Origin of the sequence: Sphingobacterium shayense, from assembly GCF_013179575.1 — a bacterium.
Lineage (GTDB): Bacteria > Bacteroidota > Bacteroidia > Sphingobacteriales > Sphingobacteriaceae > Sphingobacterium > Sphingobacterium shayense.
Genome location: NZ_JABMCQ010000035.1, coordinates 1 through 21147, shown reverse-complemented (window position 1 = coordinate 21147; position 21147 = coordinate 1). Strand labels below are relative to the sequence as shown.

General features: G+C 38.8%; 18 protein-coding genes, 3 tRNA genes and 1 riboswitch. Of the genes, 10 read left to right on the top strand and 11 right to left on the bottom strand.

The window, feature by feature from the left end; translation table 11 throughout:
- Positions 1–2: 2 nt before the first annotated feature.
- On the top strand, positions 3–398 hold the full coding sequence (gene gloA2, locus HP439_RS06400) for an SMU1112c/YaeR family gloxylase I-like metalloprotein (RefSeq protein ID WP_343043516.1): 396 nt from the start codon (positions 3–5) through the stop codon (positions 396–398).
- A 536-nt stretch (positions 399–934) separates the two neighbouring features.
- On the opposite strand, the gene HP439_RS06395 is transcribed toward gloA2, so the two are convergent.
- The 6 genes from HP439_RS06395 to HP439_RS06370 form a co-directional block, all read right to left on the bottom strand.
- Positions 935–2116 carry a homoserine dehydrogenase gene (locus tag HP439_RS06395; RefSeq protein ID WP_172389513.1) on the bottom strand — a complete coding sequence of 394 codons (1182 nt, stop codon included), beginning with the start codon at positions 2114–2116 and terminating at the stop codon, positions 935–937.
- A gap of 22 nt (positions 2117–2138) precedes the next feature.
- Positions 2139–3191 carry a homoserine O-acetyltransferase family protein gene (locus tag HP439_RS06390; RefSeq protein WP_172389512.1) on the bottom strand — a complete coding sequence of 351 codons (1053 nt, stop codon included), beginning with the start codon at positions 3189–3191 and terminating at the stop codon, positions 2139–2141.
- A 30-nt stretch (positions 3192–3221) separates the two neighbouring features.
- Positions 3222–4529: an O-acetylhomoserine aminocarboxypropyltransferase/cysteine synthase family protein gene (locus tag HP439_RS06385; protein WP_172389511.1), complete on the bottom strand. Its 1308-nt coding sequence runs from the start codon at positions 4527–4529 to the stop codon at positions 3222–3224.
- Positions 4530–4731: 202 nt separating this feature from the next.
- A riboswitch (SAM riboswitch) is annotated at positions 4732–4845 on the bottom strand.
- Between the two features lie 181 nt (positions 4846–5026).
- Positions 5027–5102, bottom strand: a tRNA-Phe gene (locus tag HP439_RS06380).
- Positions 5103–5139: 37 nt separating this feature from the next.
- Positions 5140–5215 (bottom strand) — tRNA-Phe (locus HP439_RS06375).
- Positions 5216–5256: 41 nt separating this feature from the next.
- Positions 5257–5329 (bottom strand) — tRNA-Phe (locus HP439_RS06370).
- A 183-nt stretch (positions 5330–5512) separates the two neighbouring features.
- Between HP439_RS06370 and mnmA the strand changes: the two genes are divergently transcribed.
- Positions 5513–6604: a tRNA 2-thiouridine(34) synthase MnmA gene (mnmA, locus tag HP439_RS06365; protein ID WP_172389510.1), complete on the top strand. Its 1092-nt coding sequence runs from the start codon at positions 5513–5515 to the stop codon at positions 6602–6604.
- A 96-nt stretch (positions 6605–6700) separates the two neighbouring features.
- Here the strand turns inward: mnmA and gap are convergent, their stop codons facing one another.
- The 3 genes from gap to pfkA are packed head-to-tail and all read right to left on the bottom strand — an operon-like array spanning position 6701 to position 9551.
- Positions 6701–7696: a type I glyceraldehyde-3-phosphate dehydrogenase gene (gap, locus tag HP439_RS06360; protein WP_172389509.1), complete on the bottom strand. Its 996-nt coding sequence runs from the start codon at positions 7694–7696 to the stop codon at positions 6701–6703.
- 4 nt (positions 7697–7700) lie between these two features.
- Positions 7701–8549, bottom strand: coding sequence for a hypothetical protein (locus HP439_RS06355; protein ID WP_172389508.1), 849 nt, complete (start codon positions 8547–8549; stop codon positions 7701–7703).
- A gap of 6 nt (positions 8550–8555) precedes the next feature.
- A complete protein-coding gene (gene pfkA / locus HP439_RS06350) occupies positions 8556–9551 on the bottom strand; it encodes a 6-phosphofructokinase (RefSeq protein WP_172389507.1) in 996 nt (331 codons plus the stop codon).
- A 140-nt stretch (positions 9552–9691) separates the two neighbouring features.
- On the opposite strand from pfkA, the gene HP439_RS06345 reads away from it, so the two are divergent.
- The 6 genes from HP439_RS06345 to HP439_RS06320 all read left to right on the top strand — a co-directional run bounded on the left by HP439_RS06345 (position 9692) and on the right by HP439_RS06320 (position 17339).
- Positions 9692–10354, top strand: coding sequence for an NUDIX hydrolase (locus tag HP439_RS06345; protein WP_172389506.1), 663 nt, complete (start codon positions 9692–9694; stop codon positions 10352–10354).
- A 134-nt stretch (positions 10355–10488) separates the two neighbouring features.
- The gene (locus HP439_RS06340; protein ID WP_172389505.1) at positions 10489–11097 is read left to right on the top strand and encodes a TetR/AcrR family transcriptional regulator; all 609 of its coding nucleotides are present in this window, start codon (positions 10489–10491) and stop codon (positions 11095–11097) included.
- A 20-nt stretch (positions 11098–11117) separates the two neighbouring features.
- On the top strand, positions 11118–12455 hold the full coding sequence (locus HP439_RS06335) for a TolC family protein (protein WP_172389504.1): 1338 nt from the start codon (positions 11118–11120) through the stop codon (positions 12453–12455).
- A 10-nt stretch (positions 12456–12465) separates the two neighbouring features.
- A complete protein-coding gene (locus HP439_RS06330; protein WP_172389503.1) occupies positions 12466–13524 on the top strand; it encodes an efflux RND transporter periplasmic adaptor subunit in 1059 nt (352 codons plus the stop codon).
- 18 nt (positions 13525–13542) lie between these two features.
- Complete coding sequence (locus HP439_RS06325) at positions 13543–16716, top strand: efflux RND transporter permease subunit (RefSeq protein ID WP_172389502.1); 3174 nt, start codon at positions 13543–13545, stop codon at positions 16714–16716.
- 176 nt (positions 16717–16892) lie between these two features.
- Positions 16893–17339: a DoxX family protein gene (locus tag HP439_RS06320; protein WP_172389501.1), complete on the top strand. Its 447-nt coding sequence runs from the start codon at positions 16893–16895 to the stop codon at positions 17337–17339.
- A gap of 55 nt (positions 17340–17394) precedes the next feature.
- Here the strand turns inward: HP439_RS06320 and HP439_RS06315 are convergent, their stop codons facing one another.
- Positions 17395–19401 carry a M13 family metallopeptidase gene (locus HP439_RS06315; RefSeq protein ID WP_172389500.1) on the bottom strand — a complete coding sequence of 669 codons (2007 nt, stop codon included), beginning with the start codon at positions 19399–19401 and terminating at the stop codon, positions 17395–17397.
- A 102-nt stretch (positions 19402–19503) separates the two neighbouring features.
- On the opposite strand from HP439_RS06315, the gene HP439_RS06310 reads away from it, so the two are divergent.
- Positions 19504–20154, top strand: a complete 651-nt coding sequence (locus tag HP439_RS06310; RefSeq protein WP_172389499.1) for a hypothetical protein — start codon at positions 19504–19506, stop codon at positions 20152–20154.
- On the top strand, positions 20126–20497 hold the full coding sequence (locus tag HP439_RS06305) for a hypothetical protein (RefSeq protein WP_172389498.1): 372 nt from the start codon (positions 20126–20128) through the stop codon (positions 20495–20497). The genes HP439_RS06310 and HP439_RS06305 overlap by 29 nt, the downstream gene beginning before the upstream one ends.
- Before the next feature lie 55 nt (positions 20498–20552).
- Here HP439_RS06305 and HP439_RS06300 read toward each other — a convergent pair.
- Positions 20553–21147, bottom strand: a 595-nt coding sequence (locus HP439_RS06300) for a PhnA domain-containing protein (RefSeq protein WP_246229285.1), incomplete at its 5' end; no start/stop codon positions are given.

Genomic DNA, 21147 nt, shown 5'->3' with positions numbered 1-21147 from the left:
CAGTGCCAATCAAAATAAATAGGGTTCATCATATTGCGATAATATGCAGTAATTACCCTGTGTCCTTGGCTTTTTATTGTGATGTTTTAGGATTTACACTTTCCTGTGAGACGTTTCGCGACGATCGAAATTCCTATAAAGCGGATTTATCGTTAAATGGAGAATATTTGATCGAGCTGTTCTCTTTTCAGGATCCTCCCAAACGACCCACTTTCCCCGAAGCCGCTGGTTTGCGGCATCTTTCTTTTGAGGTTGACAACGTCGAGGAAACCCGATCTTCGTTGCTTAAAGCGGGAATAGCTTGTGAAAGAGTACGGATCGATCCGATTACCACAATGAAATTTTTCTTTATTGCTGACCCGGATGGACTTCCCTTAGAGTTTTATGAAGGTAGATGATTGTACTACATCTTCGTGTTATCCATTATGCACTATTTAACGATTTGTCCTGGGCCGTAGGTTAATTAAATACGAGAGTAGATAAGTGTTGTAAAGATAATATGCCGAAAGGACCTTTCATGCAATCTTTACGTGACAGGTTATGACGAATAGGAACTTGCGGAAACAACTATCGATGATCGGACAATAGCCCGTTCATGTTGAAGTTCAAGACGATAGTAAGAACCTAAGCGTTGCTCTCAAGATTTTGAAAGTAGTATCATAAAATCGCTTATTAAGCCCGAGCTTGTACGTAAAATTGAAAAATCCTGAAGCGGGGAACTCCAGGATTTTTACCAAACCAATTATTAACCTAAATTATGAAAATTATGAATTCTTTATTGTTATTACATCTATATAACGTACACAACATATCTATCGTATTTTATTAATGTACTCTTAACATTTTTTAACAATATGGATTAGTTTTTTTCCCCGAACAAAAACGCCGACCTTATAATGGGTCGGCGCGTAATATTGGGTTTAGTGACTACCGTTTAAAGAATTTCTGCCATAAAATTTCCGGATTGATTGATCAGTTCTCGCTTGGATATTATTTCGTTTAAATTTATTTTTCCGATTACGTATTTAAAATTCTCACCATAGAATCGTTCGGAAATCGACAAAAACTCAATCTGTTCCAATATGCTATCGTTGGCATACCTTAAATAAACGGAGAGTTCATAATCAGTTGTGTACCGTATCTGACTAGCATCAATGTGTTTCTTATATTCATACCGATATCCGTAACGAAGGGCGGCGATATCCGATAAGACGGCAGACCCGGTAGGATGTCCGCCTGCGCCCTTCCCATAGAAGAACTGTTCGTCAGCAAAGGCCGCCTTCACCAACACACCGTTGTTTTCATTTTCAACATTGTATAATATATTGTCAGACCGTAAAAATTTAGGCAAGACATATAGAACAACCTGCTTATCGCTGGTTTCTTTAGCGAGTGGCAACAGTTTAATTTTGAAGCCTTTTTCCTTTGCAAATCGTATATCTTGGTTGTCCAAGGTGTTAATTCCAAGATTTAAAATTTCATCTGGATTTACATAGATTCCATACGCGTGTGAAGCTACGATTGCAAGTTTGTATTTAGGGTCGTAGCCACCTACATCCAAGGTAGGGTCGGTTTCTGCAAATCCTAGCTCCTGGGCTTTTCTCAAAGCATTGTCATAACTCTGGTCCTCGTTGAAAATTTTTGAAAGTATATAGTTCGAAGACCCATTGAAGATGCCACTAATAGAATGTAGCAATTCGTTGTCATAATATTCTTCGAGATTTCGAATGATTGGAATACTACCACACACTGCACCTTCGTATAATAAACTGGTACCGTATTCTTGTTGAATATTTGTGAGTTCTTCCAGATGAGTAGCAATCATCTTTTTATTTGCGGAAACGACGTTCTTTCCAGATTGTAGTGCTCGTTTTGTAATTTCAAATGCCACATCTGCATTGTCGATGAGTTCGACAACTGTATTGATTTCCGGATCTGAAAGGACAGCTTCTGGGTCGGTTGTGAATAATTCCGCAGGGAGTGTCCGTTTTTTTTCTGGATTTTTAATAACGAATTTTTTTATCTCCAGGTTTAGATCTTTAGTTTTAATGATATCATAAAGTCCTTGCCCCACGACACCAAAACCGAACATCCCTATAATCAATTTCTCACTCATTTTGTATTAATGTTTTTTTATATTATTCTATTTGTAAAAGTTCTTCCGGTTGTATACTGCTTTTTTCCAAGAAATTACCAATCACTTCTGCTAATGTTTTTGTTTCGATTAGGAAACTGTCGTGTCCATAAGTAGAATTTAGTTCGTAATACGCGGCGTTGGGAATTTGGCTTGCAATGTATTCTTGTTCATGTGAAGGAAATAGTAAATCGGATGGCGTACCAATGACCAAAGTATCCGCCTCTATCTGCGAAAGGGTATGGCTTATCGAAATCCGGTTTCTCGAAAGATGATGGCTATCCATTGCTTTTGTTAAATACCAATAACTATACGCGTTGAATCGACGACCGAGTTTAAGACCTTGATATTGTTGGTAAGACGAAGCTTTGTAATTATCTGTGATGTTCGTGTCGGATTCTTCCTGTGTCTTGGAATAGGTGTGGTAGTTCCGATACGAAAGCAATGCTATACTTCGCGCAGTCTTTAGGCCTTCCATTCCTCCTGTATCGCTCGAATCGTAAAAGGAACTATCAGATTGGATAGCCATTCTTTGACTTTCATTAAACGCTATCGCCCAAGGAGAAGCTTGAGCGGAACACCCTATAACTATTAGCCGTTCGATCGGGATTGTTGCAGCAGTAGTCCACTCTAATGCTTGTTGTCCGCCCAGCGATCCGCCAATCAACGTCGCTATCTTTTGTATGCCCAGGTGCTCGGCGAGCACCTGGTTTACTCGTACGATGTCACGAATGGTAAATTGCGGGAAAGTAAGATAGTAAGGACAGCCTGTTTTTGGATTATTACTTAATGGGCTGGTTGTCCCATAACTAGAGCCAAGCACGTTAGCGCAGACGATAAAATGCTCGGTGTGATTAAAAAGTTCATTTTCACCAAATAAGCCAGGCCACCAATCAAACACATCGGAATTTGCGGTGAGTGGATGGCACACCCAAACAACATTATCTTTCTCGGCATTTAGTTCTCCAAAAGTATGGTAGGCAATAGTAAGCTCACCAATGCATTCACCGTTCTCTAGAATAAAGTCTTTTGTCGACTTTATGTGTTTCAACCCCATCTTATACAGCCTTGGAATACTTAAATGTTTTTATTTAATTTTATCAAAAGCTTGTTGTAGATCAGCCTTGATATCATCGATATGTTCAATACCGACCGAAATACGAAGTTCACCTGGGAATACGCCTGCCTGTTGTTGAGCTTCTTCACTAAGTTGCTGATGAGTTGTTGCAGCTGGGTGTATGATCAGCGTTTTCGCATCACCGACATTCGCAAGGTGACTGATTAACGATAACGAATCGATGAACTCGTTCGCATGAGCAGCTCCACCTTTCAGCGTGAAAGACAAGACAGCACCGTAACCGTTTTTTAAATATTTTTGCGCATTTTGGTGAGAGGGGTGACTCTTTAATCCTGGATAACTAACTTTTTCGACTTGGGGGTGTGCTTCCAACCATTGAGCAATTTCTAGTGTATTATCAACGTGACGTTGTACACGCAATGATAATGTTTCAAGTCCTTGAACAAGTAAAAAAGAGTTGAATGGCGATAGGGCAGGACCAAAGTCGCGAAGGCCTTCAACACGTACGCGAATGGCGAATTGTATATTACCGAAGGGACCGTCAGGACCGAACACCTCGGAAAACACTAATCCGTGATATCCTTCGGAGGGCTCTGAGAACTGTTTAAATTTACCGTTCCCCCAATTGTAATTACCCCCATCGATAATCACACCGCCGATGCTTGTGCCATGGCCGCCAATCCATTTTGTTGCAGATTCCACAACAACGTGTGCGCCATGCTCTAAGGGTTTGAAAAGGTACCCACCAGCACCAAATGTGTTGTCAACTATTAATGGTAGTTCGTATTTTTTCGCAACTGCGGCAACTTTTTCGAAATCGGGAATAATATAGCTCGGATTCCCGATCGTTTCGATAAAGATGGCTTTGGTTTTGTCGTCAATTAATTCCTCTATTTTGTCTGGTTCTCCATTGTGGGCTAAGCGGGCGTCAATACCTAGACGCTTAAAGGATACTTTAAATTGATTATATGTTCCTCCGTATAAATTCGATGCTGCAATAAAATTTTCACCACTTTCTAAGATGTTTGTTAATGCTAAAAATTGGGCCGCTTGGCCGGATGCCACTGCGACGGCTGCAACTCCCCCTTCAAGCGCTGCTATTCTCTTTTCGAATACGTCAGTTGTAGGATTCATAATCCTAGTATATATATTTCCAAATTGTTTTAAGGCGAATAGATTAGCTCCGTGTTCGGCATTTTCAAATACGAAAGACGTGGTTTGATAGATGGGTAATGCCCTGGCGCCCGTGGTTGGATCTACCTCTTGACCAGCGTGAACTTGTAGTGTTTCAAATTTTAGATTTGTATTATTAGACATAATTGAAATGTATTTATTTTAAAAATTGATTGATACTCCATCTGATTGGGAACTGTCGTTTATATAATATCATGTAGGATGGAGTATTTCCAATTACAGATATCAAACGACTACCGCATTCGGAAAACGAACGGAAGTTTGGACCTCGTACGTAGTATAAAATTATTTGAGATGATTTTCTTAAAAGTTGTCATAGTCTGTTTATTTATATTTTCCTAAGCGATATTGCTTCGGACAGGAATTGGCACCTTTTCAATCGATATTGAAGGTTGCCAGTGGGTCATAGAGCCAGTCTCTCGCCACTTCTTTATAAACCAAGACCCACCCAATGGAAGGTGTTGATTAGTTTGATCCTTGGATCAATGGAACAAATATAATTGAAATTTTAGGAATAGCAAATAATTTCGACGAATTAAAATAAATGATTGATAGGAGTGGGCACGAATTGACGAAATGAGTAGAAATAAAAATACCGAATGAAAATTCGGTATTTTTATTGGTGGTGCCAGCTGGATTCGAACCAGCGACACAAGGATTTTCAGTCCTTTGCTCTACCAACTGAGCTATGGCACCTCAAGTTTTTGATTTCAATCTGTTACTTTCAGATTTTTGGTGGTGCCAGCTGGATTCGAACCAGCGACACAAGGATTTTCAGTCCTTTGCTCTACCAACTGAGCTATGGCACCTTAAGTTTTTAATTTTCAATCTGTTACTTTCAGATTTTCGGTGGTGCCAGCTGGATTCGAACCAGCGACACAAGGATTTTCAGTCCTTTGCTCTACCAACTGAGCTATGGCACCTTTTTAACAACACATATTCTCTTGTTGCGTTGCAAATCTAGGTTCTTTTTTTGAAATCTAAAACTTTTGTCTGATTTATTTTCATTGATATTTTCAACTAATTGATTCTTATCGAGATAAAATTACACGAAATAAACACAGCAATTTCTCAAATAAGCTATCTTTGCACTTCACAAAATTATTATGAGTAAAAAAGGTAGAGTTTTGGTGGCAATGAGTGGGGGGGTAGATAGTTCTGTTGCGGCTGTAATGTTGCACGAACAGGGTTATGATGTTATCGGTATAACGATGAAAACCTGGGATTATGCGTCAGCCGGAGGATCTTCGAAAGAAACTGGTTGTTGTAGCCTAGATAGTATCAATGATGCTCGTGCTTTGGCAGTAGGTTATGGTTTCCCTCATTATATTTTAGATATCCGCGATGAGTTTGGAGATTATGTCATTGATAATTTTGTCGATGAATACATTGCAGGACGAACACCAAATCCATGTGTATTATGTAATACGCACATCAAATGGTCGGCGTTAATGAAAAGGGCAGATAAATTGGACTGTGAGTTTATTGCTACCGGACACTACGCGAATATCCGCATGCACGATAATGGACGGTATGTCATATCTAAAGGGCGTGATGAGAACAAAGATCAGTCCTATGTGTTATGGGGTGTGTCACAGGAGAATTTAGCGCGTACCCAATTTCCGTTGGGTAATTTTACCAAACAGGAAATTCGCCAAATGGCGCTTGATATGGGACAGGCAGAATTAGCACAAAAGTCCGAAAGCTATGAAATCTGTTTTGTGCCAGATAATGATTACCGCGCGTTTTTGCGTCATAAGAGACCTACCCTCGATCAAGAGGTTGGACCTGGTAATTTTATTTTGTCAGATGGAACCGTAGTCGGTCAGCATATAGGCTACCCTTATTTTACTATTGGTCAGCGTAAAGGCTTAGGTATAGCATTAGGAAAGCCAATGTTTGTCATCGAGATTTTGCCCGAGAGCAATTCTGTCGTACTAGGCGAAGAGCATGAATTGGAAAAGAGCCAAGCTTTTGTTCGTGATGTGAACTTGATCAAATACGCTTCTTTAGAGCAACCTCTGGAAGCTGTAACTAAAATTCGTTACAAAGACGCGGGGGCTCAATCTATTCTTACGCAACAGGGATCTTCTATTCAGGTCGACTTCACCCACAATGTCAAAGGTATAGCTCCTGGACAATCAGCCGTGTTTTACGAAGGTGATGATTTACTGGGTGGAGGCTTTTTAATGAAATAGAGAATGAAATGATGCCTCCAACAAAGAAAGACACTAAATAAAAAAACAGGGACCATTGGTCCCTGTTTTTTTATTTAGTTTGAGATGCTTTAGCGATTACAATTTGTTGATTTCTTGTGCTAAATCGATAATTTTGTTTGAATATCCCCATTCGTTATCGTACCAAGAAACAACTTTTACGAAGTTATCATTTAGTGAGATACCTGCGTTTGCATCAAAAATTGATGTACGTTCGTCACCTAAGAAGTCAGTCGAAACGACATCGTCTTCAGTATATCCAAGGATGCCTTTTAGCTCACCTTCTGAAGCTGCTTTCATTACATTTTTAATCTCTTCGTAAGAAGCTCCTTTGTCTAAACGTACTGTTAAATCTACTACTGATACATCAGCGGTAGGAACACGCATAGACATACCAGTTAATTTTCCTTTTAATTCAGGGAGAACTAAACCAACTGCTTTGGCAGCTCCAGTCGAAGAAGGGATAATGTTTTGATAAGCACCACGACCACCTCTCCAGTCCTTGACAGACGGGCCATCGACAGTTTTCTGAGTAGCTGTTACTGCATGAATAGTAGTCATAAGTCCTTCAGTGATACCAAAGTTATCATTCAATACTTTCGCGATTGGCGCTAAACAGTTTGTAGTACATGAAGCGTTTGAAACGATTGTATACTCTGCTTTAAGTTCTTTGTGATTAACACCCATAACAAATGTCGGAGTGTCATCTTTTGCAGGTGCTGACATAACAACCTTTTTTGCACCAGCATCGATATGTTTTTGTGCAAGTTCTTTTGTTAAGAAAAATCCTGTTGATTCAATAACTACATCTGCACCAACTTCGTTCCATTTGAGATTTGCAGGATCTTTTTCAGCAGTAACGCGGATGGTTTGTCCGTTTACGATAAGGTTACCGTCTTTAACTTCTACAGTACCATCGAACTTTCCGTGCGTCGAATCATATTTTAGCATATATGCTAAATAGTCCGGTTCAACTAAATCGTTAATACCTACAATTTGAATATCACTGCGCTTAATTGCTGCTCTAAATGCTAGACGACCAATACGGCCGAATCCGTTAATTCCAATTTTCATTTTATTAGTTTTTATTAATGTAATACTTTACTAAATTTTGTACTGGCTCTTTTACGATTGAACCTATATGCAAACCATATTCTTGACCTATCTCTCGTAACCATTCTGCGTAGTTGCTTGCAACGGAGCCTGTGAAGTTGAATTGACAGTCAGGATAACTTTCACTAAAAGGGAGGAGGTATGTTTTGATGTAAATATCAAGTCCCTTCTTTATGTGTTGGCTAAGGTACGGCTCGTCTTTATTTTCGTAAATAAAGTCTGCAAAGCTTGTTAAAAAAAGATTCGGATTTGGGTTATAATATATCCGCTCCAGAATCAGTCGTCTGTCGATAGAGTGTTTATTAAGCAACTTCTCGCGTAAGCCGGTGGGCATACTGCCCGTAAGAAAGTCTTTTAGCAACTGCTTTCCTAACCAGTTTGTAGAACCTTCATCTGCTAAAATATAACCTAAACCGTTATTGTTAGTTAAAACCTTTTTTCCGGTATAATACGCTGCATTTGAACCACTCCCAAGAATCCCTATTACTCCTTTTTCGTCTCCGAAAGTGGAAATAGCAGATGCTAAAACATCGTGACTTGCTTTTACCTTAGCATTTTTAAAAAATTGTTTAAAGACTCGTTCAATTTTTTCTTGACGCTCCGGCGAGGATACCCCTGCTCCAAAAAAATAAATTTTCCGAATCTTTTCTGCGTTATTGATTAAGTGGGTACTTTTATTTAATAACTGAAGAATGTATCGTTCGTCCTGAATATAAGAATTTATACCTGCAGTACGGAAACCATGTAGCACACGATTTTTATCCGCAATTCTCCAGTCCGCATACCTAGATCCACTAAAAACAACTACGATCATAAAATATTAAATAGCCATTATTTTTGCGATCTCCACGAGATCCTCGTTTAATTTTATTTCTTTTTTGCTTAATGCTTCTTCCAGTGGGGTTGTAACAATCTCAGACCCACGAATTCCGATTGTAGATCGAGTGTTTCCTTTGAGTAGCTCATTTACAGCTGCATATCCCATCCGAGTTGCCAACACCCGATCTGCGCTACTGGGCGATCCCCCGCGTTGCAAATGCCCTAATATACTAACTTTTATGTCAAAATTATCGAATTTTTCGTTAACTCGTTTCGCAACGTTAGACGCCCCGCCATTTTTATCGCCTTCGGCAATAATAACAATCATGGAAGACTTGTTACGGTCGGCAGCTTTCGATAAAAGTTCAATCAATTCGTCAATTGCGGTGTCCTTTTCAGGAAGTAAAATTGCCTCCGCGCCGCCAGCTATTCCTGCGTTAAGCGCTATACAGCCTGAGTCACGCCCCATTACTTCGACAAAAAATATTCGATTATGAGATGCGGCTGTATCTCTAATCTTGTCAAGAGCATCTATAACGGTATTATTTGCTGTATCGTATCCAATAGTTAGATCTGTGCCATTTAAATCGTTGTCGATTGTTCCTGGTATACACATTACTGGGATATCATGCTCACGAGAAAATATTTCGGCTCCTGTAAATGTCCCATCACCGCCTATAGCTACGAGAGCATCGACGCCTGCATTTTTTAAATGTTCGTATGCTTTCGCACGACCTTCAACTGTTTTGAAATCCATACATCGCGCCGTTTTTAGAACTGTACCTCCTTGTTGGATGATAGAACTCACGGAACTACTATTCATATTAAACATCGTGTCATCGATCATACCTTGGTAGCCATGATATATACCCGTTACTTCTTTATTGTTGTATAATGCTGTTCTTACGACTGCACGGATCGCAGCGTTCATTCCCGGGGCATCCCCGCCTGAAGTAAAAACACCAATTCGTTTTATTTCTCTCACTCGATTACTCATTTTAGGTTTTACGAATATAGTGTGTATTTTTTACACTATTAAATTTTTTTTGTTTTTTTTAGATTATTATGATATAATTGAAGTAGATTGTAAGCAAATCCATTAAGTTATTCAGATTCGTACTTAAATTAATAATTATTTTGCAAACCCATTTTACTATTGACTGCGTCATCTATAGTTTTACAGATGGCCAACTCCAAGTTTTACTTAATGAACGGAATGAATATCCCTATAAAGATTGGTGGGCGCTTCCAGGTTTCTTCGTAGAGAAAGATGAAGAAATGGAAGACGCAGTTAAACGTATCTTATATGAGCACACGGGACTGAAAGATATTTTTATGGAGCAACTCGGTGCGTTCGCTGGTGTAAAAAGGCACCCACAAGGACGAATTATGACGGTTGCTTTTTCGACCATTGTTAAGTACGACGATGTAAAGTCTAAAATTAAACCCACTACCACATATATGAGACAGGCGAGGTGGTTTCCAATTGACAAGTTACCGGACCTGGCATTCGATCACAACCAGATTATTCAAAAGAGTTTACAGAGTTTAAAAAATAGTATTAACTATTCGACCGCTATCTACGAATTGCTTCCGGAGAAGTTTACTTTAACACAATTACAGCAGGTTTACGAAGCCGTTCTCGGTAAGTCATTGGATAAGCGAAATTTTAGAAAAAAAATTGCTAATACTGGTTTTCTTAAAGAGCTACCCGAAGTTCAAAAAGGTGTTTCGTATCGCGCGGCGAGATTATATAAATTCGATAAAAGAAAGTTTCAAAAACATCTAGGCATCGATTAAATTCTAGATTTTTATATTCAAGATCAATTTGTTGACAGTAAGATTACATTTTTTGTAACTTTCTTCCTGTACTACTGTAATGTTTTTGTACTTTTGAACGTTTTAAGAAAAAAGTCAAAAAGTAGAAAGGTAAAATGGACAGCAGAAAAGATCAGATTATTCAGGCATCGTTGAGGAGGTTTGCTCATTTTGGTTTCAATAAAACAACAATGAGTGAAATTGCCTTAGACTTGAATATTACAAAAGCTAACCTTTATTATTACTACCCCGACAAAAATGCATTGATAAAAGACGTGCTTTTATTAATCCACCAAAAGTTTGTTGTTCAACAATCAGAAGTTATTTCAGACTATAACGGCAATTTGTTGGATATTCTCGATCGTTTGGTTGAGTTAAGAGCAGACTTTCTAAGGGAGTATTATATTCTTCACATTAACGAAAACTTAGAGTGGATAAAAGGGGATGGTGTTGGTACTATTCTCCAACAATTACACGATGGGAATGTAAAGACAACAACAGACCTTTTCGCTCAAGCGGTGGATAATGGAGAACTCGCTCTTGATAATATCAAAGAATACGCAAATTGTTTTGTTGAGATAGTGACTGGACTTAGTTTAATAAGGAGTATTGGAGACGTATTGTCAGGTATTCCTAATTCAATTAATGTGGATAGCATATTAGCGAGTCAAAAGTTGGCGATTCGGTTCATCTTTTCAAATAAATTAATTAGTAAGAATTCGTAAAACAGATAATCTTGTCAAAAATGAAATTTAAATTTTTGAGTGTGTTAACCGCCGGTTTGTTATTTAACGTAGCACAATCGCATGCACAAGAAACATTGACGCTTCAAGAAGCTGTCAAGTTTGCTTTAGAAAACAAAGCCGAAGCTAAAAAATCAAAATTGGACATCGAAAATGCACAGTATATGATCGATGAGGTTCGCGCGGGGGCGCTACCCCAAATTAGTGGTACAGGTAGTTTGACGTATAATCCGTTGATTCAGAAAAATGCGATCACAATGACTACGGAAACCGGCGAAACCACGACGATGATCATGAAGTTTGGTCAACCGTGGCAGGGAACAGCTAATCTGCAAGTAAGTCAGCAGATATTTAATCAATCTCTATTTACCGGGTTGAAAGCTGCTCGTACGACAAGAGAATTTTATCAGATAAATAACCAGTTGTCTGATGAACAGTTGATCGAAAAAGTTGCTAATGCTTACTACGAAGTTTATCAGTCACAGCTACAACTTGAAACGCTCGACGATAATTTAGAAAACACGCAGAAGACACAAGGAGTCTTGAAAGGGATGGTCGAAGCGGGTTTGATGAAACAAATTGACTTGGACCGTACCTCGGTAGCAATAAACAATTTACTCGCACAAAAACAACAACTTCTAAATGCATTAGAATTACGGGAAAATGCGTTGAAGTTTGCTATTGGGATGAATATTACTGATGACATAACTTTTCCTGAAGGGACATTTGAGATAAATCCAGCTATATCTTTAGAAACGAGTGATGTAACTCGCAGAACGGAAGTTGCTGTGTTGCAAAAGCAAATTGAACTTTTGGAACTAAATAAAAAATCAATGATATCAGCGTATTATCCCTCGCTCTCATTTTCAGGGAATATAGGATATACTGGCTTTGGAGAAACTATTCCAATTTTTAGCAGCAATGCGAACACGTCTGTCTTTTCAGCAATAGGTTTAAACCTTACGATCCCAATTTTTAACGGTGGGCAGACCAAGTCGAAAATTAACCAAGCTGAGATCGAGATTAAAAAAGCGAAAATTGATTTTGATGATACGAAGCTTGCGTTAGATTTGGCAAGTGAAAATGCCAAAGCACAGATAAAAAACAGCATTTTAACAGTTGACGCTAACAGGCGGAATGTAGAGTTGGCTAACGAAGTTTTAGAAGATACTCAAAATAATTATCGTAATGGGCTTGCAACCTTAACGGATCTGCTGGATGCGGAAAATGCTTACGCTGACGCTCAGAACAACTTGAATACATCTTTATTAAACTATAAGGTTGCAGAAATTCAACTTATTAAATCGAACGGAAACTTAAAATCTTTAGTAAACGAATAACTAACTATATATGAAACGTCTGATAATTACAGTACTTATTGTTGCTGCTGCTTTCGCAGGTATCTTTTATATTTTGGATAAAAACAAGACGAAAAATGAGGAACAGACGGCAGTTGTCGCCATCCAAAACTCATCAGTCGCTGTGCGTATTGATTCCGCCAGCGTTCGCGAGGTGAATGCACAATATGTTACGAATGGTGTGTTTGCACCCAAACAAGAAGTAAAATTAGCTGCAGAAGCTGCTGGTAAAGTAACCCGAGTTTTAGTTGACGAAGGATCATTTGTTCGCGCTGGACAAACTCTAGCTATAGTGAACGGAGATAAACAGAACGTTAATGTTGCCAATATGAAAGCAACGTACGAAAATGCGAAAGCAGAAGTGGCTCGTTTTGAAAACGCATATTCTACAGGAGGTGTTACAAAACAACAGCTCGATCAAGTGAAATTACAACTTGAAAACGCGAGTAACAATCTGAAAACCGCACAAATTTCGGCTTCCGACGTCAATGTTTCCGCTTCGTTTGCAGGAATTGTTAATAAACGTAGTATTGAACCAGGAAGCTATGTAAGCCCAGGTACGGAAATGTTTGAAATAGTGAATGTTTCAACATTAAAGCTTATGGTCAATGTGGATGAAAAGAATATAGGCTCCTTAAAGCTTGGACAAGTTGTTAAAGTAGAGTCTACAGTACTTTCCGATAAAGAGTTTAAAGGAACTATCACTTTTATTGCGCCTAAGGCTGATGGAAGTTTAAATTTTCCTGTTGAACTAGAGATAAAAAATAATCCAAACAACGATCTACGTGCTGGGATGTATGGAACAGCATATTTTGGTAGCGAGGCTGCAGTCAGAGCTCTGGTTGTACCCCGAAATGCATTTGTCGGAAGTGTTAGTTCCAATAATGTATTTGCGGTTTCCGATGGTAAAGCGGTGTTAAAGACCGTAGTTTCTGGAAGGAGCTTTGGTGATAATGTTGAAATAATATCAGGATTAGAAGAAGGAGAACAAGTGATAACTTCGGGTCAAATAAACCTGGTGGACGGTACTCCTGTAGAAATTATTAAGTAAAATATTGAATTCTTATAGATGAAAATATCTGAAATATCCATAAAAAGACCAAGTATAATTATAGTACTATTTATTATTCTTACACTTGGTGGTGTCTTTTCGTATACCCAAATGGGCTACGAACTGATTCCAAAGTTTGAGGTAAATGTTATTACGGTACAAACAGTATATCCTGGGGCTGCTCCTTCGGAGGTTGAAACGTCTGTGACGAAAGTCATCGAGGATGCTGTTGCTTCATTGGAAAACGTAAAGAAAATAGAATCCAAATCTATGGAATCTGTTTCTGTCGTGATGATTACGCTGAACACGGGGGCGGATGTAAATTTCTTACTCACCGACGCGCAGCGGAAAATTAATGCTGTTGTGAACGAACTGCCAGAGGATGTTGAGACGCCGGCTCTTTCCAAGTTCTCACTTGATGATATCGCGATTATGAACTTGTCGGTTACGTCCGATTTGACTGAAAAAGAGCTTTACGATTTGCTAGATCAGAAGATTCAGCCAGTGTTTGCCAGGATAAATGGAGTTGCGAAAGTCGATATGGTTGGAGGGGAAGAACGCGAAATTCAAGTCAGCGCAAATCCCGAAAAATTAGAAGGATACGGATTGTCAATTGTGCAATTGCAACAAACAATCGCCGCATCCAATCTAGATTTTCCTACTGGAAACGTAAAGACGAGAGACAACCAGACGACACTCAGATTATCTGGGAAATTTGCCTCAATTGATCAACTGCGTAACTTACCCATTACAACGCCAACAGGGGCACAAATACGCTTGAGTGACGTTGCAGATGTTCAAGATGGTATCAAGGATGTCGAAAAGATTTCTCGTATCGATAGGTCGAATACGATTATGTTGCAGGTTTTTAAACAGTCTGATGCAAATGCGGTGGAAGTTTCAGAATCCGTTCAAGGTATAATGCAGACTGTAGAACAGGATTATGCACAACAAGGCGTTAAAATAGAAATCGCTAATGATACGACAGAGTATACTTTAACTGCAGCAGACAACGTAGTGCATGACTTGATGATAGCGATAGCTCTTGTGGCTTTCATAATGTTGTTCTTCTTGCATAGTATACGTGACGCTTTTATTGCGGTAGTTGCAATTCCGCTGTCATTAATAGCAACATTTATCTTTTTGAATATATTAGGTTATACCCTGAATCTGATGTCATTGTTAGGATTATCTCTTGTTGTAGGTATCTTGGTGGATGACGCTATCGTTGTAATCGAGAATATTCACCGTCATATGGAGATGGGTAAAAATAAAGTTCGTGCAGCGTTTGATGGAGCTAAAGAGATTGGGTTCACTGTATCTGCGATTACATTGGTTATCGTGGTCGTATTCCTTCCGATAGCGTTGTCCTCCGGTTTGGTGTCAGACATCCTTCGTCAGTTTTGTGTTACGGTAATGATTTCAACGTTACTTTCTCTCTTAGTATCCTTTACTGTGGTCCCATGGATGTACTCTCGTTTAGGAAAACTTTCGCATATTGATAAACACACTTTTTTCGGACGTATACTTCATGGCTTTGAAGCTGGATTAACCAAATTAACTGACGGCATTTCAGGTCTATTGAAGTGGTCATTAAAAACGCGATTGAATAAGGTTCTCACGTTGTTAATTTCAATTGTGTTACTAGTGTTATCGTTCATGCTTGTGGGCAAAGGGTATATTGGTTCGGACTTTTTTCCTGGAAATGATAAGGGCGAATTTTATATCCAGATTGAAATGAACAAGGATGCTTCGCTTGAACAAACGAATTTTATGACGCAACGGGCGGAAGCCGTTCTTGAGAAAAAACCCGAGATTGAAAGATTAATAACTACTGTGGGGCAGGCATCCGACGGTACATTCAACACATCGGGCACTAAATATAAAGCAGAGATTCATATTATCTTAAAAGATGGTTATAATAAAACGGAACCTACTAAGGTTTACTCTGCAAAACTAAAACGCGAGATGGAAGGTATCTTAGTCGGAGCGAAGGTAAAAACAGTAAATATGGGTATTATGGGAGCTGAACAAGCCCCATTGACGCTGACTGTAATTGGATCTTCGCAGGCTGATGCATTAGAGACTGCCAGACAATTTGAGGTTTTGTTGAAGAAGGTTCCAGGTGCAACTGAGGTTAAGTTGACCTCGGAGGATGGTAATCCAGAGATATCCGTTCAAGTCGATAGAGATAAGATGAACTCTTTAGGACTGGATGTTGCAACTGTTGGGATGACCATGCAAACAGCATTCTCAGGTAACACTGATACAAAGTTCCGTGCGGGAGACACTGAATATGACATTAATATTCGTTTTGAGGAAGGCGGGAGAGGTAATATCGACGATGTTAAATCACTAAAATTCCTAAATAGTAACGGTCAAGCACTACGTTTAGATCAATTTGCGGATGTTTCTTATACATCTGGACCAACTTTACTCGAACGTAGGGATAAATCACCTTCCGTTTCGGTTCAGGCACAGGTGGTAGGGCGTCCAGCTGGTACAGTAGCCTCGGAATGGCAGACTGAGTTTGAAAAAGTACAATTGAAGCCAGGTGTGTCTTATAAATGGGGTGGAAATATGGAAAACCAACAAGAAGGTTTCGGTACTTTAGGGGTTGCATTACTTGCATCTATCATATTAGTGTATTTGGTAATGGTTGCTTTGTATGATAATTTTGTCACTCCGTTCGTTGTACTATTTTCTATTCCGTTGTCATTTATTGGTGCATTATTGGCCCTTGCGTTGGCGAACCAAACACTAAATATTTTTACAATTTTGGGTATTATTATGTTGATTGGTCTGGTAGCTAAGAATGCGATTATGCTGGTTGATTTTGCTAATCACCAAAAAGAAAATGGTGCAAATACATATGACGCATTGGTAGCCGCTAATCACGCTCGTTTTCGTCCGATTTTGATGACAACGATCGCCATGGTAATCGGGATGCTCCCAATCGCTCTTGCGACTGGTGATGGCGCAGATATGAACAGAGGGCTTGCCATTGTGATTATAGGCGGTCTATTGTCCTCGTTATTCTTGACATTAGTGGTCGTACCTGTTGTTTACTCTATCTTTGATAGTCTAGGTAGACGTTTTGGTAGCGGAAAAAAGGTTGACTATAATGAACTGATTGTAGCGGATTATGAAGAAAATGAAGACTATGTAGATGAGATGGCTGTTAAACATTAAACAGTATTTTACTTTATAAATGTAAAATGCCGGTATCCTTAGGAATACCGGCATTTTTGTTTTTAATAGCATTTGAGCACGATTTTTGCTGTTTACAGAATATATAAACTTAGTAATCAATATTTTGAATAAACTAATATATTGATACTTTTAACCAATTTAAAAAGGAGGTAAACATGAACTTAGTCCAAAAAGTTGAACATTGGGGGGATACGCATCATCCGAAATGGATCGACATTTTGCGTATTGCACTTGGTATTATAATATTTGCAAAGGGTGTGGGCTTTGTCAACGATAGGGAGGCCGTTGCAGAATTGTTCCGACAGACGAATTTTCAGCTGTCGATATGGTCCGCCGTTCATTATGTGGTGTTTGCGCATCTCGTCGGCGGTTTATTTATTATTTTAGGCTTGAAAACTCGATTTGCTGCTCTGCTACAGATCCCTATTCTTATAGGCGCTGTGTTTTTCGTGAATATAACCAATGGATTTAGCTATTTAAATTCCGAATTTTGGCTGTCGCTAGCTGTTCTAATTCTATTATGCGCTTTTTTAGTATTGGGATCTGGAAAATATTCTCTTGATCATTTGATGGATAAACCTGGTTACGAACGCACAATATAGATAACAATCTAAAAAAAGGTGCAAATTTTGCACCTTTTTTATGTCATAATCTAGATTACCATATTTTAATACGTTCCTCTTTTGACTTGTATAGCTTGTCACCGACTTTGATGTCGAATGCCTCGTGGAAAGCATCCAAATTGATAATCGGCGCGACCGCACGATATTGTGCTGGCGAGTGTGGATCTGTTTTAACCTGATTGACGACAAATTCATCCGTTGTTTTTGTTCTCCAAATTGTAGCCCAAGAAAGGAAAAAACGTTGTTCAGGAGTGAATCCATCGATCAAGCCGGGATTGCCTTTTTCTTTAATATACATCTGTAGCGCATCAAAAGCAACCGAAGAACCGCCAAGGTCGCCTATGTTTTCGCCTAAGGTAAATCTTCCATTAACAAATATACCAGGAACAGGTTGGTATGCTTCGAACTGTGCGACTAATGCGTTGGCGGCTTTATCGAATTTCTCTTTGTCTTCAGGAGTCCACCAGTTATTTAAATTCCCGTTTCCATCGTATTGAGAACCAGAATCATCGAACCCGTGTGATAGTTCGTGGCCAATTACCGCGCCGATTCCTCCAAAATTTACTGCTGCATCGGCCTTATAGTCATAGAATGGTGGTTGAAGGATCGCTGCAGGAAAAACGATCTCGTTAAATAGCGGGCTGTAATACGCATTTACAGTTTGTGGTGTCATACCCCATTCAGATTTGTCCACTGGCTTTCCTTGCTTTTCAAGATTCTGCTGAAATGACCATAATTGAAGCCGTTTTACATTTTCAAATAACGAATTACCAACTTCCAATTTTGAATAATCTTTCCATTTATCTGGGTAGCCTATTTTTACTTTGAATTTCGAAAGTTTCTCGAGGGCTTTTGTTTTCGTATCGTCCGACATCCAATCTAGATGTGTGATGTGCATGTTAAATGATTTTACCAAATATTGAACCATTTCTTCGCACGCTGCTTTTGCCTCTGGTGGGAAATTTTCTTCGACATAAAGTTTACCTAGTAATTCTCCTGCAGAACCATTTACAAATTCTAATCCTCGCTTATCTAAGCTACGTTGTTCCTTTTGTCCTCGTAATGTGCGCCCATAGAAATCGAATGAAAGCTCATCCAATTCCTTTGTCAAATACCCGGTGGCATCGTTCATGACATTGAACTTCAAAAACTCTTTGATTTGAGGTAGATTTTCTTTATTAATTATCTTGTCTAGGTTTTGATAGTATTTTAATTCACCGATAATAACAGTGTCTGCGGTGAAGCCAAGCGCTTTAATATATTTAGCGACATCGATATTTTTCACAAGCTTACCTAAATCTTTTACAGCTACAGGATTATAGCGTTTTTGAGCGTCGCGGGACTCTTCAATTGTTTTTAGATAGGACGCTAAGTCTTTTTCAAACGCTACAATTTTAGGTCCTTTTAAGTCGCGCGTACGTTGATCGATTTTGCTATACAAAGTTGAAATAAAATTTGCGTATTGACCTAGTGTTTCCGTGTTTTTATCATCAACCTTTTGGTAATAGGAGCGGCCTAACCCTAGATCACCTCCACCCAGATAAACAGCGTTAATATCGCTATTTTTCATGTGTGCATAGACATAAGCACCAAAAAATGGGTTTCCGCCCGTTGGACCTACTTCAAGAAGGTAATTATAAAGTTCATTGACGTTTTTAATGCCATCAATTTTTTCTAGATACGTTTTTATAGGTGAGGTTCCCAAATTATTGCGCTGGTCGAAATCAACGAAGGATTTATATAGATCTGCAATTTTTTGTCCATCGGAACCTTTTTGGTGCGTGTTATCAAGTGATTCCTTAAGTATTTTTAATACTGCCTCATCGGTATGTTCACGTAGTTCGTCAAATGAACCCCAACGCGCCTTATCAGACGGAATCTCAACGGTTTTCATCCAGTTTCCGTTAACATAGTTATAGAAGTCATCTTGTGCTCGGACGGTTGTGTCCATATATGACAAGTTAATTGCTGGTTTTTCCTGTGCAATTAAACAACTTCCTGTAGCCGCGAATACTGCGGCGATAGCAAGAAATTTTTTCATACAAATAGTTTTTATGTTGTTTATGCAAACATAGCAATTCTGGATTAAAAAAAAGCTAATAGCAATATTCCCAAAAAGCTTTTAAATTATGTAATTTACGGCATGATTTGGCATGTTGATGGACACGATGTCGAGGTATTTGTGTCTGGAGTTTCGGAAGTTGAGATTCATTTGTGGACAAAGGACGAGAAAGTTATATCTGTTCCCTGTACATTATCAAAAGACGAAGTGCGTTGGACTATTCGTAATATACATAAAGACAGATATGTTCTTGCTCATCATAGCAAAAAATATGATGAGCTGGTAGTTTTCGGTAAACGCTGGTCGGTGGAATTGAAGAAGGGGACGGGAAGGGCATATTTATCAGGGGGTATAATCTATTGTTATACAAATAGAAAATCAATTTCATGTAATTTAACAATGCAGATAAAGAAGCAGCTCCTTGAACAATTCGTATTGTCATTTATAGGTATATGGGAAGACCGATTTGAGAAATTAGTTCCTCAAATTATGTTCCGTAGAGACGCTCGAAACCCATTTGTAATTGGTTACGACCATCACCGAATTACCTTTGATAAAGGACTTGATCGTTTTCCACTTATTTACGTAGAATATTGTGTTTTTGACGCATTATCGTCCTTCTTTGGAGTAGATAAACAGGAGAGGGAGCTATACTTAGTTAAATATTTTTCAAGCGTAAAAACAATACAAAAGACACTAAAATATGAGTACCGCTCAACTAATAGAGATTAAGATCGTAATTCCAAGTTTCGTTTTTAACGATATCCAGAACAACCCAAAGAGTATTCTAGAAATAATGGGACACCAACAGTTAGAACATTTAAAATCTAGTTTAGTGAATTCGCTGTCCGAAACGGAGGGTGGTCCAGAAATCGTGGATTTGAATATTGCTAAGTTTGAATACAACAAGGAGCTATATAAAGGATGTTTCCGTGTGAATTTTCGGATTAGCCGACGGTATTGCTGCTCAGATATTACCGCTGCAAATAATGATTACGTCGATTTCGAATTTGAATATCGAGATCAAGTGATGATCGCCCAGGGAAATTTCTTTCAATGGACCTTAGATAATTAATATCCATTGAAAAAAAATAATTGTAATTCACAGACAAGAACAAGCTTTCCAAAAACTATCCTTTGCGTAAATACTTGGTTAATATTACGATTGTTTGTCCCTCTACTTTTCCCTCGATTTGCTCACTGTTGTCTGGAACTAGTCGAATGTTTTTGACGACGGTGCCAAGTTTTGCTGATAACGATGAACCTTTAACATCTAATGTTTTTATTAATACAACAGAGTCGCCTTCGTAAAGACGTGTACCATTACTATCTTGATGAAATTCCACCGTTCCATCTTGCTCATGATCGCCAGTTCTCTTTGCCCATTCTAGATTTTCTTCGTCAAGATAGAGAATATCAAGATTGTCCGCAGCCCAACTTTCGTTGCGGAGACGACTTAACATACGCCATGCTACAACCTGAACCGCCGAGTGTTCGGACCACATAGTGTCGCTTAGGACTTTCCAATGAATAACATCTAATTGTTCTCGTTTTTCAATCTGATCTAGACACGTTTTACATACTAATACGGCATTATCAATGTTCTGTATATCCGCTGGTGGTACTGTGTAGACAGACAGACTCCCGGTAGCGGTGCAGAGTTCACAGGAATTATCGCTACGCTTAATTAATTGTTGCTCCATAGACATATGTTTTACTTTTAGG

Coding starts and splice junctions, on each gene's coding strand:
- HP439_RS06355 (WP_172389508.1), bottom strand. CDS start 8,549: ATGATCGTAGTTGTTTTTAGTGGATCTAGGTATGCGGACTGGAGAATT.
- HP439_RS06305 (WP_172389498.1), top strand. CDS start 20,126: ATGAGTACCGCTCAACTAATAGAGATTAAGATCGTAATTCCAAGTTTC.
- HP439_RS06320 (WP_172389501.1), top strand. CDS start 16,893: ATGAACTTAGTCCAAAAAGTTGAACATTGGGGGGATACGCATCATCCG.
- pfkA (WP_172389507.1), bottom strand. CDS start 9,551: ATGAGTAATCGAGTGAGAGAAATAAAACGAATTGGTGTTTTTACTTCA.
- gap (WP_172389509.1), bottom strand. CDS start 7,696: ATGAAAATTGGAATTAACGGATTCGGCCGTATTGGTCGTCTAGCATTT.
- HP439_RS06390 (WP_172389512.1), bottom strand. CDS start 3,191: ATGGGGTTGAAACACATAAAGTCGACAAAAGACTTTATTCTAGAGAAC.
- HP439_RS06340 (WP_172389505.1), top strand. CDS start 10,489: ATGGACAGCAGAAAAGATCAGATTATTCAGGCATCGTTGAGGAGGTTT.
- HP439_RS06330 (WP_172389503.1), top strand. CDS start 12,466: ATGAAACGTCTGATAATTACAGTACTTATTGTTGCTGCTGCTTTCGCA.
- HP439_RS06385 (WP_172389511.1), bottom strand. CDS start 4,529: ATGTCTAATAATACAAATCTAAAATTTGAAACACTACAAGTTCACGCT.
- HP439_RS06395 (WP_172389513.1), bottom strand. CDS start 2,116: ATGAGTGAGAAATTGATTATAGGGATGTTCGGTTTTGGTGTCGTGGGG.
- HP439_RS06335 (WP_172389504.1), top strand. CDS start 11,118: ATGAAATTTAAATTTTTGAGTGTGTTAACCGCCGGTTTGTTATTTAAC.
- mnmA (WP_172389510.1), top strand. CDS start 5,513: ATGAGTAAAAAAGGTAGAGTTTTGGTGGCAATGAGTGGGGGGGTAGAT.
- HP439_RS06325 (WP_172389502.1), top strand. CDS start 13,543: ATGAAAATATCTGAAATATCCATAAAAAGACCAAGTATAATTATAGTA.
- HP439_RS06315 (WP_172389500.1), bottom strand. CDS start 19,401: ATGAAAAAATTTCTTGCTATCGCCGCAGTATTCGCGGCTACAGGAAGT.
- HP439_RS06310 (WP_172389499.1), top strand. CDS start 19,504: ATGATTTGGCATGTTGATGGACACGATGTCGAGGTATTTGTGTCTGGA.